16 protein-coding genes, 1 pseudogene, 1 riboswitch and 1 other annotated feature are annotated in these 15,352 nt (G+C 63.5%); of the genes and pseudogenes, 13 read left to right on the forward strand and 4 right to left on the reverse strand.

Going from position 1 to position 15,352, the window contains the following annotated elements:
- The first annotated feature begins 1 nt into the window (after window position 1).
- Window positions 2–412: a DUF5681 domain-containing protein gene (locus LOX95_RS13610; protein WP_242915524.1), complete on the forward strand. Its 411-nt coding sequence runs from the start codon at window positions 2–4 to the stop codon at window positions 410–412.
- The gene (gene terL / locus LOX95_RS13615; RefSeq protein WP_242915526.1) at window positions 409–1,887 is read left to right on the forward strand and encodes a phage terminase large subunit; all 1,479 of its coding nucleotides are present in this window, start codon (window positions 409–411) and stop codon (window positions 1,885–1,887) included. The genes LOX95_RS13610 and terL overlap by 4 nt, the downstream gene beginning before the upstream one ends.
- A gap of 51 nt (window positions 1,888–1,938) precedes the next feature.
- On the opposite strand, the gene LOX95_RS13620 is transcribed toward terL, so the two are convergent.
- Both LOX95_RS13620 and LOX95_RS13625 read right to left on the reverse strand, forming a co-directional pair.
- Window positions 1,939–2,235 carry a hypothetical protein gene (locus LOX95_RS13620; RefSeq protein ID WP_242915528.1) on the reverse strand — a complete coding sequence of 99 codons (297 nt, stop codon included), beginning with the start codon at window positions 2,233–2,235 and terminating at the stop codon, window positions 1,939–1,941.
- A complete protein-coding gene (locus tag LOX95_RS13625; RefSeq protein WP_242915529.1) occupies window positions 2,232–2,663 on the reverse strand; it encodes a hypothetical protein in 432 nt (143 codons plus the stop codon). The genes LOX95_RS13620 and LOX95_RS13625 overlap by 4 nt, the downstream gene beginning before the upstream one ends.
- Before the next feature lie 148 nt (window positions 2,664–2,811).
- Here LOX95_RS13625 and LOX95_RS13630 point away from each other — a divergent pair, with 148 nt between their 5' ends.
- The 3 genes from LOX95_RS13630 to LOX95_RS13640 all read left to right on the forward strand — a co-directional run bounded on the left by LOX95_RS13630 (window position 2,812) and on the right by LOX95_RS13640 (window position 7,364).
- Window positions 2,812–2,994: a helix-turn-helix domain-containing protein gene (locus tag LOX95_RS13630; RefSeq protein ID WP_242915531.1), complete on the forward strand. Its 183-nt coding sequence runs from the start codon at window positions 2,812–2,814 to the stop codon at window positions 2,992–2,994.
- 301 nt (window positions 2,995–3,295) lie between these two features.
- On the forward strand, window positions 3,296–4,651 hold the full coding sequence (locus LOX95_RS13635; RefSeq protein WP_003168745.1) for an IS1380-like element ISKpn23 family transposase: 1,356 nt from the start codon (window positions 3,296–3,298) through the stop codon (window positions 4,649–4,651).
- Between the two features lie 214 nt (window positions 4,652–4,865).
- Window positions 4,866–7,364 (forward strand): membrane-bound PQQ-dependent dehydrogenase, glucose/quinate/shikimate family, encoded by a 2,499-nt coding sequence (locus tag LOX95_RS13640; RefSeq protein ID WP_242915533.1) that lies wholly within the window; start codon window positions 4,866–4,868, stop codon window positions 7,362–7,364.
- A 97-nt stretch (window positions 7,365–7,461) separates the two neighbouring features.
- On the opposite strand, the pseudogene proA reads toward LOX95_RS13640, so the two are convergent.
- A pseudogene (gene proA, locus LOX95_RS13645) lies at window positions 7,462–7,755 on the reverse strand (glutamate-5-semialdehyde dehydrogenase); the annotation flags it as partial.
- A 388-nt stretch (window positions 7,756–8,143) separates the two neighbouring features.
- Here proA and LOX95_RS13650 point away from each other — a divergent pair.
- The 7 genes from LOX95_RS13650 to LOX95_RS13680 all read left to right on the forward strand — a co-directional run bounded on the left by LOX95_RS13650 (window position 8,144) and on the right by LOX95_RS13680 (window position 14,153).
- The gene (locus LOX95_RS13650; RefSeq protein ID WP_242915535.1) at window positions 8,144–8,479 is read left to right on the forward strand and encodes an ArsR/SmtB family transcription factor; all 336 of its coding nucleotides are present in this window, start codon (window positions 8,144–8,146) and stop codon (window positions 8,477–8,479) included.
- Window positions 8,480–8,486: 7 nt separating this feature from the next.
- The gene (gene arsC, locus LOX95_RS13655) at window positions 8,487–8,909 is read left to right on the forward strand and encodes an arsenate reductase (glutaredoxin) (RefSeq protein ID WP_242915537.1); all 423 of its coding nucleotides are present in this window, start codon (window positions 8,487–8,489) and stop codon (window positions 8,907–8,909) included.
- Window positions 8,909–9,994, forward strand: coding sequence for an ACR3 family arsenite efflux transporter (gene arsB, locus LOX95_RS13660; RefSeq protein ID WP_242915539.1), 1,086 nt, complete (start codon window positions 8,909–8,911; stop codon window positions 9,992–9,994). The genes arsC and arsB overlap by 1 nt, the downstream gene beginning before the upstream one ends.
- Window positions 9,940–10,434, forward strand: a complete 495-nt coding sequence (arsN2, locus tag LOX95_RS13665; protein ID WP_242915541.1) for an arsenic resistance N-acetyltransferase ArsN2 — start codon at window positions 9,940–9,942, stop codon at window positions 10,432–10,434. The genes arsB and arsN2 overlap by 55 nt, the downstream gene beginning before the upstream one ends.
- Window positions 10,431–11,177, forward strand: coding sequence for an arsenical resistance protein ArsH (gene arsH, locus LOX95_RS13670; RefSeq protein WP_242915543.1), 747 nt, complete (start codon window positions 10,431–10,433; stop codon window positions 11,175–11,177). Before arsN2 ends, arsH begins: the two co-directional genes overlap by 4 nt.
- Before the next feature lie 22 nt (window positions 11,178–11,199).
- Window positions 11,200–12,441, forward strand: coding sequence for a chromate efflux transporter (gene chrA / locus LOX95_RS13675; protein WP_242915545.1), 1,242 nt, complete (start codon window positions 11,200–11,202; stop codon window positions 12,439–12,441).
- 131 nt (window positions 12,442–12,572) lie between these two features.
- Window positions 12,573–12,634 (forward strand) — a sequence feature (sul1 is cis-regulatory element that is thought to sense ions involved in sulfur or methionine metabolism; They are found in Alphaproteobacteria).
- Between the two features lie 37 nt (window positions 12,635–12,671).
- A complete protein-coding gene (locus LOX95_RS13680; protein ID WP_242915546.1) occupies window positions 12,672–14,153 on the forward strand; it encodes a SulP family inorganic anion transporter in 1,482 nt (493 codons plus the stop codon).
- A 158-nt stretch (window positions 14,154–14,311) separates the two neighbouring features.
- On the opposite strand, the gene LOX95_RS13685 is transcribed toward LOX95_RS13680, so the two are convergent.
- Complete coding sequence (locus LOX95_RS13685) at window positions 14,312–14,563, reverse strand: beta/alpha barrel domain-containing protein (protein WP_242915548.1); 252 nt, start codon at window positions 14,561–14,563, stop codon at window positions 14,312–14,314.
- Window positions 14,564–14,747: 184 nt separating this feature from the next.
- Window positions 14,748–14,851: riboswitch (SAM-I-IV-variant riboswitch) on the forward strand.
- A gap of 28 nt (window positions 14,852–14,879) precedes the next feature.
- Between LOX95_RS13685 and LOX95_RS13690 the strand changes: the two genes are divergently transcribed.
- Entirely contained in the window at window positions 14,880–15,308 is a 429-nt protein-coding gene (locus LOX95_RS13690) for a DUF3293 domain-containing protein (RefSeq protein WP_242915550.1), read from the forward strand.
- The last annotated feature ends 44 nt before the right edge of the window (window positions 15,309–15,352 follow it).

Genomic DNA, 15,352 nt, shown 5'->3' on the forward strand with positions numbered 1-15,352 from the left:
CATGTCCCACACCCTCACAGACTATGCGGTCGGCTTTGCAAGGCCGCCCAAGGCCCATCAATATACCAAGGGACAAAGCGGTAACCCCAAGGGGCGACCCAAGGGCTCACGCAATATGGCCACCCTTCTGCGTGAAGAACTGGACCGCAAGGTTTCTGTCACCGTCGATGGCCTGACCAAAAAGATGTCCAAGCGCCAGGTGGCCGTGCGTCAACAGGTCGACAAGGCCGTCAAAGGCTGCCCCAAGGCGTTCCAGACCCTGCTCAAAATCGAGGCTGAAGGCCCCACTTCGCTGCTAGACGAGAACAAGGCGCATCGTCCGAGCGAGATCCAGCCAGCCGGCTATGACGAGATCATCAACGCCTATATGGCCGATCTCGTCTCCTCTTCGAGTGAAGGAGGCGCATCATGAGCGCGCTTCCCCTCCCCGCTGACATCATGGTGCACAGCCTGGCCAGACACGAGTTCGAGGTGTTCCTCGAACTCGTGTTTCGTCATCTGAACCCCGACACAACCCTGTCTCGGGGCTGGTATCTGTCAGCCATGTGCCAGGCCCTAGCTGAAGTGGCCCAAGGCCGTGAGCGCCGCCTGCAGATCACCGTGCCGCCGCGCCACCTGAAGTCGATCATGACCACGGTGGCGTTTCCGGCCTGGCTGCTGGGCCAGCGCCCCGAGACCCGCATCATCTGCGCCAGCTACGGGCAGGAGCTGTCAGCCGCCTTGTCGCGCAGCTTTCGCAAGGTGATCCAGTCGCGCTGGTATAGCGAGGTCTTTCCACAAACTGCCGCCTCCATCATCCGCGATACCGAAGCTGACCTTGGCACGCGCCAAGGCGGTTATCGCTTTGCCACCGCCGTCGGCGGCACAGTCACAGGCATCGGGGCCGACCTGATCATTATCGATGACCTGATGAAGGCCCAGGACGCGTCCTATCCGGAAGCGCGGGCCAAGGCGCAGCGGTTTGTGGACGAGACCCTGCTTAGTCGTCTCGATAACAAACAGACCGGCGCGGTCATCGCCATCCAGCAGCGACTGCATGAAGATGATGTCTCCGCTCACCTAAGCAGCAAGGGCGGCTATCGTCATCTGGACCTTCCTGCCATTGCCATGCGCGATGAGATCATTCCCCTATCACACGGCCGAACCCATATCCGGCGCATCGGCGATGTTCTCAATCCTCAGCGTGAACCCCGCGAAGTCCTCGACCAGCTCAAGGCCGAGATGGGCCCGCGTGCCTTTGAAGCCCAGTACCAGCAGAACCCGACACCTTTGGAGGGTGACTATCTGCAATGGGACAAGGTTCAGTTCTACGACGAAGCCCCACCGCGCAATCGGCTAAACAAGGTGGTGCACAGTTGGGATGTGGCCTCCTCCAGTGATCCCAAGGCCGACTATTCGGTCGGCACCATCTGGGGACATGACGGCACAAGCTGGCTCTTGCTCGATGTGATACGCCAGCGCCTACTCTATCCGGACTTGTTGGCCCGTCTGCGGCTTGAGCGCAAACTCTGGAAGGCCGATGCCATATTGGTCGAGAAGTCTTCGGTGGGACCGGCTCTGCTGGAAGACCTCGCAAGAGACATGCGCGGGATTAGCGATCCCCAGTTTCATGCCCGTGCCTGTATACGGCTTGGCATCAACGCTACCCTGCCCAAGGCCGAGCGGTATTTTGCATCAGTAGAGCGGCTCTATTCCGGTTTTGCCAAACTGCCGCGCTCAGCGACTTGGCTTGATGATCTCCATCGCGAGATGCAGACCTTTCCTGCCGCCCGCTATGACGATCAGGTCGATAGTCTCAGCCAGTTCCTCAACTGGGCCCCCAGCCGTCAGGGACGCAATATTCTCAAGGATTCCGACACACGTCGCGATGGGCCTCGGCCACGTTGAACGAAAACAGCGGCGTCAAAAGACGCCGCTGTTGCTTTGTGAGTGCAGAGGTTAGCGTTTGCAGTCGGCCCGACCGGTATAAGCCGTATGCGGTATGCCTCCTCGGCTGGTGGCATCGATAAACTCGATGCTGAAGTTCTCGATCTCGGCATTGCAGGCCTGCTTTAACGCTTCGCGCGCGGTCAGTTCGATCGCCGCCTGATCATTGGTAAACTGGGCCAACCCTTGCATGGTGAACCCTAGGCCACCGGCACGGGTTTGAAACGGGGCCATGCTGGGTTGCGGAATGGACGCACAGGCTGCCAGGCTCAGAAGCGCCCCAACAAGAGCAAACGAAGCGCGCTTCATTGTGCACCCTCCGACTTCAACTGATCGGTGTAGTCGGTCTCGTTTAGGCTATTAGCCCGACCGCAGACTTCACTGGCAAATACACCAAAGTCTTGCCCTCTGAACGCATCCATCGCGGATGAAAAATAGAAGTCCTTGTACCCGTTATAGCCGCCCATCCGGTTCCGCGCATTGGCCTGCCCGCACACAGCCAGAACCACCTGACTACGGTCGCGGCGATTGGGACTTAGAAGCACCACACGCACATTCCTGAACCGCGCGCTTTCGTAATCCACCAAACTCTCTTCCAACCACGACCGCGTCATGCGGACCTCCATGGCAATCTGCTCTTCGCTGAAGAGCCCGCCTTGAGCACCCTCGCCTTCCTGCGCCGCCGCTGTGCCAGCGCTCAACAACACTGCCAGAAAGGCCATCCCCGATAGTTTCATGGTTCATCCTATAAGTCTCAACACGGTGACGCTGGTCGCTCAGAAGTCGCTGACAAGTCAACCAAAATGAGACTCATCGTCTGTCGCCCGATCAGATGCATTGCCCGCATCTGCGCCTATGGATGTTTGCAAAAAACTCGGATTGCGCGTGCAGCAGCTGCGCCAAGCCAAGGGCTGGTCGCAAGACGAGTTTGCACATCGCGCAAACCTGCACCGTACCTATGTCTCGGGTGTTGAACGCGGTATCCGCAATCCCACCATTACCGTTCTTGAAAAGCTCGCGGCTGGTCTTGAGATCACGCTAAGCGAGTTGGTGGCCCTGGAAGAATAGGTCGCGAGCGGCGATCCAGAACTTCCATGGCTTGCGCTAAGGTTCTGGCATCTTCCAGATAGCTTTGTAGGCATCCGGCCGCGCCGGATAATTCTAGCATATCCAAATCGGACGAAAGGCTCACGGCATACTCGGCCAAATGTCCTGCAAACACGCCCAGCCGAAACTTTGCCTCCAGCGCATCGCTGCGGTCAAACATGCCTTGGTCCCACATTCCCCAAGTAAATCGCTGATTTTGCTGTCAGGATCTCAATATTTCCGATATAAATCATGGTGTTGATGGCCGTGAGGGGCGCGTTTGATGGATCACCCAGAGGGTGCGGGTTCGAAGCGGGCAGATCGGGTCGAGTTCGACCGCCGGGTGCATGTGGAGTTCCGAGGTGCGCAGCTCAGTTCCGACGGCGGCCTGCTGGTGATGCGCGAGCTGGATGACGCGCTCGGGCTGTCCGATCTGGCGGCAAAAGCATTGCGCGACACCCGGCGCGGCAAGAACACGGTCCACCGGCTTGACGGGTTGTTCCGGCAATCGGTGTTCGGGCGACTGGCCGGATACGAGGATGTGAACGACGCCGACCGCCTGGCCCTCGATCCGGTGATGCGCCAGGTCGTGGGTGGAAGGGCTGTCGATGCGCAAGCGGCCTCGGCCTCGCAGATGGGACGGTTCGAGACCGAGACACTGGCACAGCCCGAGAACCGTGCCGCGCTGGCCGACCTGAATGGCCAATGGATCGACCGGTTCCATGACCGTAACGGGCTGAAGTACATCGTTCTGGACATGGACAGTTCGGTCAGCCCCACCCATGGCGATCAGGAGGGCGCGGCCTGGAACGGGCATTTCGACTGCACCTGCTATCACCCGAACTTTTTGTTCAACCAGTTCGGCATGCTGGAGCGCTGCGCCTTGCGCCATGGCAACGTCCACAGCGCCGATGGCTGGCGGGACGTTCTCGACCCCGTCATCGCCCGCTACGCGGAGCGCGACCTTTGCGGCCGGTTCTTCCGGGCTGACGCCGCCTACGCGATCCCCGCGATCTATGAGCGGCTGGAAGAAGCCCGATTCTTCTACGCCATCCGGCTGCCTGCGAACAACGTCCTGCGCGAGAAGATCGCGCATCGGCTGACGCGCCCTGTCGGGCGACCTTCGCTGACCAAGGTCAAGCGCTTCTACGAAGACTTCGAGTATCAGGCGGCATCCTGGGACAAGGAACGCCGGGTGATCGCCAAGATCGAATGGCATCCGGGCGAACTGTTCCCGCGTGTCGGCTTCATCGTCACCAACCTGCCGATGGAGCCCGACTGGGTGGTGCGGTTCTATAACCAGCGCGGCACCGCCGAGCAGCACATCAAGGAAGGTAAATATGCCTTCCACTGGACGCGGCTGTCATGCCGGAAGTTCCGCGACAATGAGGTGCGACTGCAACTGCATGCGCTGGCCTACAACCTGGCCATCTTCTTGCGCTGCATCGAGTTGCCCGAGACGATGGCCGACTGGTCGTTGACCAGCCTGCAACTGAAGCTGATCAAGATCGGGGCACGTGTCGTCCGCCATGCCCGCGCCATCACCTTCCAGCTGGCCGAGGTGGCCGTCACCGGTCCGATGGTCCGCGCCATCCTCGCCGCCATCCGCCGATTGCGAGCGCCTCCGCTATGCGCATGACCGCCATCCACGCCCAAACTGAACGAAAACGGCAGGATGGGTCTGTCCGCTGCGCTGAAAAACACCGCCACCAGGGCACAACACGGCGGCTTCGCGGGCCGATCTGCCCTGTCTCAGCGCCTTGCGCGCCCGACGACGCCGCTCGGGACGGAAAATGATTGTCCTGCGGTCGGATTCAGGCGAAACTCACGTCAGACGGCATGCCACTTGGGGAATGTATGTTTGGAACTCCGCCTCTGAGACAGCGTTGCCGTTCCTTGATCCGCAGTTTCAGGGGGCTCTCATGCCACGATGGACAACGCCAACCCGTCTGGGAGGCTGGCTGACCCTGCTTCTCGGCGTCCTGCTGGCCGTGATCGGTCTGATCCTGACCGTCGGCGGGGTGCAGTTGGCCGCTCTGGGCGGCTCCTGGTACTATGTCCTGGCTGGCCTGGCGCTTATCGCCTCGGGCGTGTTGCTGGTGCTGCGCGACGTGCGTGGGGCGTGGATATACGCCGCGACCTTCTTGGCGACGCTGATCTGGGCCTTCTGGGAAAAGGGCTTGAACGGTTGGGCCCTGGTGCCGCGCCTGGTCGGGCCGCTGGTGCTGATGTTCTTGGTCATCGCGACCCTGCCGGCGCTGCGGCGCGGCGCGGGGCGGCTGGCCGCCGGATCGGCGGCCGGTCTGGCGGTTCTGACCCTGATCTTCGGCGTCGTCATCGCCCAGGCCAACAAGGCGCAGATCGACCACCCGGTGCCCGGCGCGCGCGGAAGCTACAACGATCCCGCCCTGCTGAAGACGGGCGCGGACTGGCCCGCCTGGGGCGGCACCGACAGCGCGCAGCGCTATACGCCGCTGACCCAGATCAACAAGGACAACGTCGGCCGCCTGGAACGCGCCTGGACCTTCCGCACCGGCGACCTGCCCGGCGAGCGGTGGGGGGCGGAGACCACGCCGCTGAAGATCGGCGACACCGTTTATCTGTGCTCGGCCCGAAACAAGCTGTTCGCCCTGGATGCCAATACGGGCCAGCAGAAGTGGACCTATGATCCGCAGGTCGCCGACGACCAGATTCCCTACACGGCCGCCTGCCGCGGCGTGGCCTATCATGCCCGGGCGAACGCCAATCCGGCCGAACCCTGCGCGGTCAAGATCATCGAAGGCACCCTGGACGGCCGCATCATCGCCGTGGACGCCCGCACCGGGCGTCCGTGCCCGGCCTTCGGCCAGAACGGCGCGGTCAGCATCAAGGTCGGCATGGGCGACCCCTATCCCGGCATGGTGTCGATCACCTCGGCGCCCGTCATCGTGCGTGGCGTTATCGTCACGGGCCACCAGGTTCTGGACGGCCAGAAGCGGTGGAACGCCTCGGGCGTGATCCAGGGCTTCGACGTCGAGACGGGCGAACTGCGCTTCGCCTGGGACATGATGCGTCCGGACCGCAACGGCCTGCCGCCGGAGGGCGAGACCTATACGCCCGGCACCCCCAACATGTGGACGACGGCCTCTGTCGACGAGAATCTGGGTCTGGTCTATCTGCCGATGGGCAACTCCTCGGCCGACTACTGGTCCAGTTCGCGCCGCCCGCTGGAGAAGCAGTATTCGACCTCCATCGTCGCCCTGGACGTGACGACGGGCAAACCGCGCTGGCACTACCAGACCGTCCACAACGACGTGTGGGACTTCGACCACGGCTCGCAGGCGACGCTGATCGACTTCCCGACGGCGGCGGGCGTGGTACCGGCGCTGCTGGTGCCGACCAAGCAAGGCGACATGTACGTCTTCAACCGCGCCACCGGACAACTGCTGCACCGGGTCGAGGAACGGCCGGTGCCGACCACCGGCGGGACCGAACAGGGCCAGCGTTCGCCGACCCAGCCGTTCTCGCTGTTCGCCACCTTGCGCAAGCCGAACCTGGTCGAGGCCGACATGTGGGGCATGTCCCCGATCGACCAGATGTTCTGCCGCATCAACTTCAAGAAGGCGAACTATCAAGGCTATTACACCCCGCCCTCGACCAACCACTACATCAACTATCCGGGCTATAACGGCGGCTCGGACTGGGGCGGCGTGGCGGTCGATCCCGTGCGCGGCGTGATCGTGGCCAACTACAACGACATGCCCAACTACAACCGGCTGGTGCCGCGCGCCGAGGCCAATGCAAAGGGCTGGTTCCCGCGCGACGACCCGCGCTACATCGCCCAGCAGAAGGAAGCGGCCGAACGCGGCGGCAGCCTGTCCAAGGGCGAAGGCGCCGGCGACCCGCAGATCGGCGTGCCCTACGCCATCGACGTCAACGCCGGCTGGCGCGTGAAGTGGACGGGCCTGTTGTGCAAGGAGCCGCCCTATGGCGGGATCACCGCCATCGACATGCGTACCGGCCAGACCCTGTGGGACCGTCCGTTCGGCACGGCGCGCAAGAACGGCCCGTGGGGCATCCCCTCGATGCTTCCGCTGGAGATCGGCACGCCCAACAACGGCGGCGCGGTGGTGACGGCCAGCGGCCTGATCTTCATCGCCGCGGCGACCGACGACCTGATCCGCGCCATCGACATCGAGACCGGCAAGACCGTCTGGTCCGACGTCCTGCCCGCGGGCGGCCAGGCCAACCCCATGATCTACGAGCAGAACGGCCGCGAATACCTGGTCATCATGGCCGGCGGCCATCACTTCATGGAGACGCCGGAAGGCGACTATGTGATCGCCTATGCTCTGCCCGAGGGCAGAGCATAGGATTGCTCTGCGGGCCCATCGCGCTTCGCGCGGCTTGAGGCCCGGATGAGGTGAACGGCGAGGAGCCGGAGGCGGAGACGTCTCCGGCTTCCTGCTGTCACGGCCGGATCTGGCCCTGGCCGCGGACGACGTATTTGTAGGTGGTCAGCTGCTCGGCGCCGACGGGGCCGCGGGCGTGCAGGCGGTTGGTGGAGATGCCGATCTCGCCGCCGAAGCCGAACTCACCGCCGTCGGCGAACTGGGTGGAGGCGTTGACCAGGACGATGGCGCTGTCGACCTGGGCGGCGAAACGCTCGGCCGCCTCGGCGTCGGCGGTGACGATAGCCTCGGTGTGGCCCGAGCCGTAGCGGGCGATGTGGTGCACAGCGGAATCGACAAGAGCCGAGCTGATCGTCAAACCTGCAATAGACTGATCGAAAGCTCCGCGCTCCGCCTTGAGGCGTCCGTCTAGGATAGTGACGAGGGCAAGATTGGCATCCTGAACCGCCTCTCCAGTGTCGGCATTTATCACGGCCATGATTGGGTCGGCGTATACCCCGAACCGCTCGGTGGCGGCTGTGTGAACAAGGGAGAAGTCCGCACGCGGCATATGCAGACTTGGTATAAATCATCTGAGGTCATGAACGGACTACCGCTCTGGTCGCGGGCGAAGTCCACTCCGAAGTGTGGCGACTTCGCAAATGCGCCAGAAGCGGCCTTTCTTATCCGCGCGCAAAGCCGACATTCATGAGCACTAGTTGGGCCTTTGACTCCGTTATTGATTCCATTATCTTGGAATCATGGAATCAGAAGCCGCCATTCTCGCCCTCGCCGCCCTGGCCCAGCCCACGCGGCTGGAGACCTTCCGCCTGCTGGTCCAGCATGAACCCGCTGGCCTGCCTGCCGGAGAGATCGCGGACGCACTGGCAGTGCCCGCCAACACCATGTCGGCGCACCTTGGGGTTCTGTCCCGCGCGGGCCTGATCAGCTCGGAGCGTCGCAGCCGCTCGATCATCTACCGCGCCGATCTGAGCCGCCTTCAGGCGCTTGTCGTCTTCCTGCTGAAGGACTGCTGCCAGGGCCGCGCCGACCTGTGCGAGCCGCTTCTGGCCGAACTCGCGCCCTGCCGCGCCTGAGGACCTCATGGACGTCGTCATCTATCACAACCCCGCCTGCGGGACGTCGCGCAACGCCCTGGCCCTGATCCGCCACGTCGGGATCGAGCCCCATGTCATCGAGTATCTGAAGACCCCGCCCAGCCGCGGGATGATCCTGGAGTTGGTCGAGCGTATGGGCGTTCCGTTGCACAGTCTGCTGCGCGAGAAGGGCACGCCCTTCGCCGAACTGGGCCTCGGCGATCCCGCCCTGTCCAACGATCAACTTCTGGACGCCGTCGAAACCCATCCGGTTCTGCTGAACCGTCCCATCGTCGTGTCGCCGCTGGGGGTGAAGCTGTGTCGCCCGTCCGAAGCGGTCCTCGACCTTCTGCCGTCGGAAGGGCTCAAGCCCTTCACCAAGGAGGACGGCGAAGTCGTCATCGACGCCGAGGGCCGGAGGGTCCGCTGATGGTTGACGCCGTGATTACTGACCAGCCAAAGCGCCGCCTGTCCTTCCTCGACCGTTGGCTGACACTGTGGATTTTCGCGGCCATGGCGCTGGGCGTGCTGCTGGGTGCGGTCGTGCCGGGCCTTCCCGCCTGGATCGACGGCCTGTCGGTCGGGACGACCAACATCCCCATCGCCATCGGCCTGATCCTGATGATGTATCCGCCGCTGGCGCGGGTGAAATACGAGGAACTGCCGCGCGTCTTCGCCGACAAGCGCGTGCTGCTGCTCTCCCTGTTCCAGAACTGGGTGCTGGGGCCGGTGCTGATGTTCGCGCTGGCGGTCATCTTCCTGCGCGACCAGCCGGAATACATGACCGGCGTCATCCTGATCGGTCTGGCCCGCTGCATCGCCATGGTGCTGGTCTGGAACCAGTTGGCGCGCGGCGACAACCAGTATGTGGCGGGCCTGGTCGCCTTCAACTCGATCTTCCAGATCGCCTTCTTCAGCCTCTACGCCTGGCTGTTCCTGACCGTGCTGCCGCCCCTGTTCGGACTGGAGAGCAGCGTGGTGGACGTCAGCGTCTGGACCATCGCCGGCGCCGTCCTGGTCTATCTGGGCTTGCCCTTCCTCGGCGGCTTCCTGACCCGGCGGGCGCTGGTCGCGAGCAAGGGGAGCGACTGGTACGAGACACGCTTCCTGCCGCGCATCGCGCCGGTCACCCTGATCGCCCTGCTCTTCACCATCGTCGCCATGTTCAGCCTCAAGGGCGGCGAGGTGGTCGCCCTGCCGCTGGACGCGCTGCGCATCGCCATCCCGCTGACGATCTACTTCTTCGTCATGTTCGTGGTCAGCTTCCTGATGGGACAGCTGATCGAGGCGGACTATCCGCGCACCACGGCCCTGGCGTTCACCGCCGCCTCTAACAACTTTGAACTGGCAATCGCCGTCGCCATCGCCGCCTTCGGGCTGGCGTCGCCGGTCGCATTCGCGGCGGTCATCGGCCCGCTGGTCGAGGTCCCGGTGCTGATCCTGCTGGTGTCGGTCGCCCTGTGGCTGGGCCGCCGCTACTTCCCCGCGACCGCCCCGAAGAAGGACGCCTGCTGATGGCCTTCAACGTCTCGGCGTTGCCCGAACCCACCGCCGACCTGATCGCCGCGCTGGAGGCTGCCGGACTGCCGACGGATGACCTCCACGAACCCGACCGGCGCTTCTTCCGCTTTGAGAATGGCGAGGGGCTGGTCGGCTACGGCGGGCTGGAGCAGGTCGGGCCCGACGTCCTGATCCGCTCCATCATCGTCCCTGACGGCCGTCGCGGCGGCGGTCACGGCGGGGCGATCCTGTCCTGGCTCGAAACTGAAGCCGCCCAGCAAGGCGCTGCCAGCCTCTATCTGCTCACGACCTCGGCCGCCGCCTTCTTCCAGCGGCGCGGCTACTCGGTCGCCCTTCGGTCAGCCGCGCCGCCCGCCATCGCCGCTTCTCGCCAGTTCAGCGGCCTGTGCCCGGCATCGGCGACCTTCATGTTCAAGGATCTGCGTATCCAATGACCCGCCTTCGCGACCTGCCCGATCCCGACCACCTGCCCGCGCTCGACCCGGCCTATCTGTCCAGCTGCCCCGCGCTGGGCCTCGGTCCGAACGACCATCCGCCGCGCATCCTGCTGCTCTACGGCTCGCTGCGGGATCGGTCCTTTTCCCGGCTGTGCGTCGAGGAGGCCGCCCGCCTTCTGCGCTTCATGGGCTGCGAGACGCGCATCTTCGATTCGTCCGACCTGCCGCTGACCGATCAGGTCGCCTACGACGATCATCCCGCCGTCCATGAACTGCGCGAGCACGCCCTGTGGTCGGAGGGCATGGTCTGGAGCAGCCCGGAGCGCCACGGCCAGATTTCCGGGATCATGAAGCTGCAGATCGATCACCTGCCGCTCAGCATGGGCGGCATGCGTCCGACCCAGGGCCGCACCCTGGCGGTCATGCAGGTCTCCGGCGGCTCGCAGAGTTTCAACGCCGTCAACACCCTGCGCCTGCTCGGCCGCTGGATGCGGATGATCACCATCCCCAACCAGTCCAGCGTCGCCAAGGCCTTCATGGAGTTCGACGACGACGGCCGCATGAAGTCGTCCAGCTACTATGATCGCATCGTCGACGTGATGGAGGAACTGGTGCGCTTCACCGTCCTGACCCGCGCCCATGCCGGCCAGTTGGTGGATCGCTATTCCGAGCGGAAGGCGTCAGGCGTGCCGATCGATGCGGCCAACGACCTGTCCGCGATCGCGACCAGGTCTGCGTAGCCTCAGGCTGGACTGTTAGAGAATGGCCACGGAAATCAGCGGCGAATCCAGCTCAGTCCACGGGTGCCCGAGCGCGCCACTGGCCGGTTCGCCGACAGAGGTCTTCGCGGTCTTCCTCAAGCTCGGCCTCACGTCGTTCGGCGGGCCCGTGGCGCACCTCGGCTATTTCCGGGACGAGTTGGTCTCGCGACGCCGTTGGATCGATGAAGCCGGATACGCCGACTTGGTCGCCATGTGCCAATTCCTGCCCGGCCCAGCCTCCAGCCAAGCGGGCTACGCCTTGGGCTTGTGGCGCGCCGGCCCATTGGGCGGCATTGCGGCATGGTGCGCCTTCACACTGCCGTCCGCCGCGCTCCTGGTCTTGTTCGCCGTGGGCGCAGCCTCGCTCAACGGTCCGGTTGGAATGGGCCTGCTGCATGGACTGAAGCTGGTGGCCGTGGCTGTGGTCGCTCAGGCGGTCTGGGGGATGGCCCGCACCCTGACCCCCGACTGGCAAAGAGCGGCTATCGGCCTAGCCGCTGTTGTAATCCTGATGTTGCTCGGCGGAGCGACAGGTCAGATCGTCGCCATCGTCATCGGCAGCCTGGCGGGGCTGCGCCTCTGCCGGACGACGAACGCCACATCAGCGTCGACTCCAAGCTTCCCGATTTCACGGCGCGCCGGCGCAACGGCCCTGGCCGTGTTCCTTCTGCTTCTGGCGGGCTTGCCGCTCGCCTCCATGGCGACAGGACTCCACGGCGTCGCCTTGCTGGACGTCTTCTATCGAGCCGGCACCTTCGTTTTCGGAGGCGGTCACGTCGTTCTGCCCCTGCTCGAAGAAGGCGTGGTGCAGCCCGGCTGGATCGATTCCAATGGCTTTCTTGCGGGCTATGGCGCGGCCCAAGCCGTACCGGGGCCGCTTTTCACCTTCGCCGCCTATCTGGGCGCCGCCATGGAGCCTTCTCCGAATGGATTGGCCGGGGCCGCCCTTTGTCTAGTGGCGATCTTCGCGCCGGGATTGCTGCTGGTGACAGGGGTGCTGCCGTTCTGGAGTCTGCTGCGCGCCCGACCGGCGGCCCAGGCGGCGATGCGCGGCGCGAACGCGGCAGTCGTCGGCATTCTGGCTTTCGCCCTCTATACCCCTGTAGGAACCGGCGCGATCCTGAGTGCGATCGACTTCTTCGTGGCGCTGGCGGGCTTTGTTCTGCTGACGGTGTGGAAGTGCCCACCATGGATAGTCGTTGCCCTGACCGCCGCAAGCGGGGTCGCCGTCGCATTGATTTGACACTAGCCGCACCCGTCGCGGGCACCTGAAACAGGCGGCCGCCCCCCGTCGATTCGTCCAAACCTCTTGCGCAGTGAACGTGACGGATCTTGCATTCAAAGCCCCGTAGCGGCATGCATGCCGTCGTTCACCTTGGACTCGGCGCCCCTGGGCTGCCGGGTGGCTATCCCGTCCGCCGATCCGTCGGGAAACTGAGCCGCCGCATGCGGCTCGTCCAAATGAAATCCTGAATGTCCATTATTGCATCCGCGCGCCAGCAATGGCTCGCCAACCCTCGCCGCGATTTGCTGGCGGGCACCGTCGTGGCGCTGGCCCTGATCCCGGAGGCCATCGCCTTCTCCATCATCGCCGGCGTCGATCCCGCCGTGGGCCTTTACGCCAGCTTCGTCATCGCCGTGACCATCGCCTTCGTCGGTGGGCGACCCGCCATGATCTCGGCCGCGACCGGCGCCATGGCCCTGCTCATGGTTACGCTCGTCCGTGATCATGGCCTGGAATACCTGTTCGCCGCATCGATCCTGTGCGGCGTCTTTCAAATCATCATCGGCCTGCTGAAACTGGGCCGCTACATCCGCTTCGTCAGCCGCAGCGTCATGACCGGCTTCGTCAACTCTCTGGCCATCCTGATCTTCCTGGCTCAGATGCCGGAACTGATCGGCGCCAACTGGCAGACCTTCGCTCTGGTCGGCGCTGCCCTGGCCATCATCTACGGCTTCCCTCGCCTGACCAAGGCCGTGCCTTCGCCCCTGGTCGCCATCGTCCTGATCAGCGGCTTCGTGATGATGACCGGTCTGGATGTCCGCACGGTCGGCGACATGGGTCAAATGCCTTCATCCCTGCCGATCTTCCATCTGCCGGCCGTCCCGCTGGCCTGGGAGACCTTCGCCATTATCGCGCCAGTCTCGGCTACATTAGCCTTCGTCGGCCTGCTGGAAAGCCTGCTAACGGCGAACCTGATCGACGACCTGACTGACACCCCTTCAGACAAGGACCGCGAGACGCGCGGTCAGGGCATCGCCAACATCCTGTCGCCGCTGTTCGGCGGCATGGCGGGTTGCGCCATGATCGGCCAGTCGATCATCAATGTGACCTCCGGCGCGCGAGGCCGCCTGTCCACGCTATGGGCTGGCCTCTTCCTCTTGTTCCTGATCCTGGTGCTTCAGGATTGGGTGGCGCGGATACCCATGGCGGCTCTGGTGGCGGTGATGATCATGGTGTCCATCGGAACCTTCGACTGGGGCTCAGTCCTGAAGCTGCGCTCAACGCCGTTCCAGTCGTCCATCGTCATGATCGCCACGACGGCGACTGTCGTGGCCACCCATGATCTGTCCAAGGGCGTCGTCCTGGGCGTGATCCTCTCGGCCGTCTTCTTCATGCGCAAGGTCGGTAAGACCGTGGTCGTCGAAGAGATCGAAACGCCGGAAGACGGCGTGCTGCGCTACCGCGTGTCTGGGCAGTTGTTTTTCGCTTCGGCCGATGTCTTCGCCGCAGCCTTCGAACACCACGGCAGCCCCAGGCGCGTGGAGATCGATATGACCGACGCCCACCTGTGGGACCTGACAGGCGTCGCCGCTGTCGACAAGGTCGTTTTCCGTTATCGGAAGCAGGGGGCCGAAGTCGAGGTCATTGGCATGAACGCTGATGAACAGTCTCTAGTGGAGCGGGTGGGCCGTCACGACAAGAGCCATCTTCCCATCGGGCTGTCGCACTGATGAGCCCTCCTGAGAGGGTTCGTCATTCTTGCCCCAGTGGAAGGCTTTTCGTCGACCTATGGTCAGATGTCCTCGCCTATCCACGCTGATGTCGGCGACGCGCCAGGAGCGGTCCTTGGCTCCCTGACCAAAACCTCACATTTGCCTCCCCCGCGGTCTCAGAGCGGCAAAGCCTTCGCAAGACTGGCTTTCAGCTTCTCATCGGGTCCCAGAAGCGGCTTCGGCGGCGACGCTTCGGTCAGCCCCAGCATATTCGCCGCCGCATACATCAGCCGAAGACTGCCGTGGGCGCGGAACAAGTCCCACAAGCCGGCGAAGGCGGCGTCGCATCGGCCCGCTTCCTCGCGATCGCCTCTGATAGCCGCCGTCGCGAGCGCGGCGGCCTGTTCAGGAAACAGCCCGCCGGCCACGCTGTACTGATCTGCTCCCGGAAAACTCTAACTTCAGGTGATCCAGTTTCCCGGGAGCAGATCAAGATCACCTCGGACTCTCGTTATGGCTGGATGAGAAATGGGGGTCACGTCAGTGTGAAGCAAAAATTGTCCCCCATCTTTAGCTCCACTTGCCATGTAAGCTATTTCAGGGATATGCAGTGGAAATCATCAAGAGTTGGGTCGACACCCACACCAACCTGCCAGTCCGGGCAAGGTGGTTTGCGTAAGCAGATGTGGCTCAACTGAGCAACAAAGCGGAAGCTGTGTCGCCCCTCCAAATGGAGGTTCTTTAATGTCAACGACCGCAGTAAACAACGACCTCGTAGCAGCTTACAGTGCTACAAATTATCACGTCCTTTCGGATGACGGATTCTTCGTCCTTAAAATTGGTCAGCGATCACATGAGCTTGCCCACCGGTTCGTACTGACCGACCGGAGCGGAGCGACCTTCATTACAGCTGAAAATCCCTTCAGTCAGACTGTCACGGCAGAAGAAAACGCGGCCAACCAAGCCAGCCTGTACCAGGACCTCGCTTCTACGGGGGCAGCCATAATAAAGGGAGCAGGACAAGGCGAGGACCCGACTTGGCCGGCCGAAGCCAGCTACCTCGCGATCGGCATCTCCCGCGAAAACGCCTGCGAACTCGGCCGCAAATACCGACAGAACGCAATCCTCTGGATCGGGGCTAATGCCGTGCCGGAGCTTGTGCTCTTACGCTGACAGAAAAGGCAGAAACAGGGCTGGCTCACCTCACGGGCTGGGGG

Origin of the sequence: Brevundimonas pishanensis, assembly GCF_022750635.1 — a bacterium.
Classification (GTDB): domain Bacteria; phylum Pseudomonadota; class Alphaproteobacteria; order Caulobacterales; family Caulobacteraceae; genus Brevundimonas; species Brevundimonas pishanensis.

Bases quoted from the DNA above. Each gene is read 5' to 3' on its own strand.
- LOX95_RS13680 (WP_242915546.1), top strand. From the start codon at position 12,672: ATGTCCATTATTGCATCCGCGCGCCAGCAATGGCTCGCCAACCCTCGC.
- LOX95_RS13690 (WP_242915550.1), top strand. From the start codon at position 14,880: ATGTCAACGACCGCAGTAAACAACGACCTCGTAGCAGCTTACAGTGCT.
- arsC (WP_242915537.1), top strand. From the start codon at position 8,487: ATGGACGTCGTCATCTATCACAACCCCGCCTGCGGGACGTCGCGCAAC.
- LOX95_RS13610 (WP_242915524.1), top strand. From the start codon at position 2: ATGTCCCACACCCTCACAGACTATGCGGTCGGCTTTGCAAGGCCGCCC.
- LOX95_RS13620 (WP_242915528.1), bottom strand. From the start codon at position 2,235: ATGAAGCGCGCTTCGTTTGCTCTTGTTGGGGCGCTTCTGAGCCTGGCA.
- LOX95_RS13650 (WP_242915535.1), top strand. From the start codon at position 8,144: ATGGAATCAGAAGCCGCCATTCTCGCCCTCGCCGCCCTGGCCCAGCCC.
- terL (WP_242915526.1), top strand. From the start codon at position 409: ATGAGCGCGCTTCCCCTCCCCGCTGACATCATGGTGCACAGCCTGGCC.
- chrA (WP_242915545.1), top strand. From the start codon at position 11,200: ATGGCCACGGAAATCAGCGGCGAATCCAGCTCAGTCCACGGGTGCCCG.
- LOX95_RS13635 (WP_003168745.1), top strand. From the start codon at position 3,296: ATGGATCACCCAGAGGGTGCGGGTTCGAAGCGGGCAGATCGGGTCGAG.
- LOX95_RS13640 (WP_242915533.1), top strand. From the start codon at position 4,866: ATGTATGTTTGGAACTCCGCCTCTGAGACAGCGTTGCCGTTCCTTGAT.
- LOX95_RS13625 (WP_242915529.1), bottom strand. From the start codon at position 2,663: ATGAAACTATCGGGGATGGCCTTTCTGGCAGTGTTGTTGAGCGCTGGC.
- arsB (WP_242915539.1), top strand. From the start codon at position 8,909: ATGGTTGACGCCGTGATTACTGACCAGCCAAAGCGCCGCCTGTCCTTC.
- arsH (WP_242915543.1), top strand. From the start codon at position 10,431: ATGACCCGCCTTCGCGACCTGCCCGATCCCGACCACCTGCCCGCGCTC.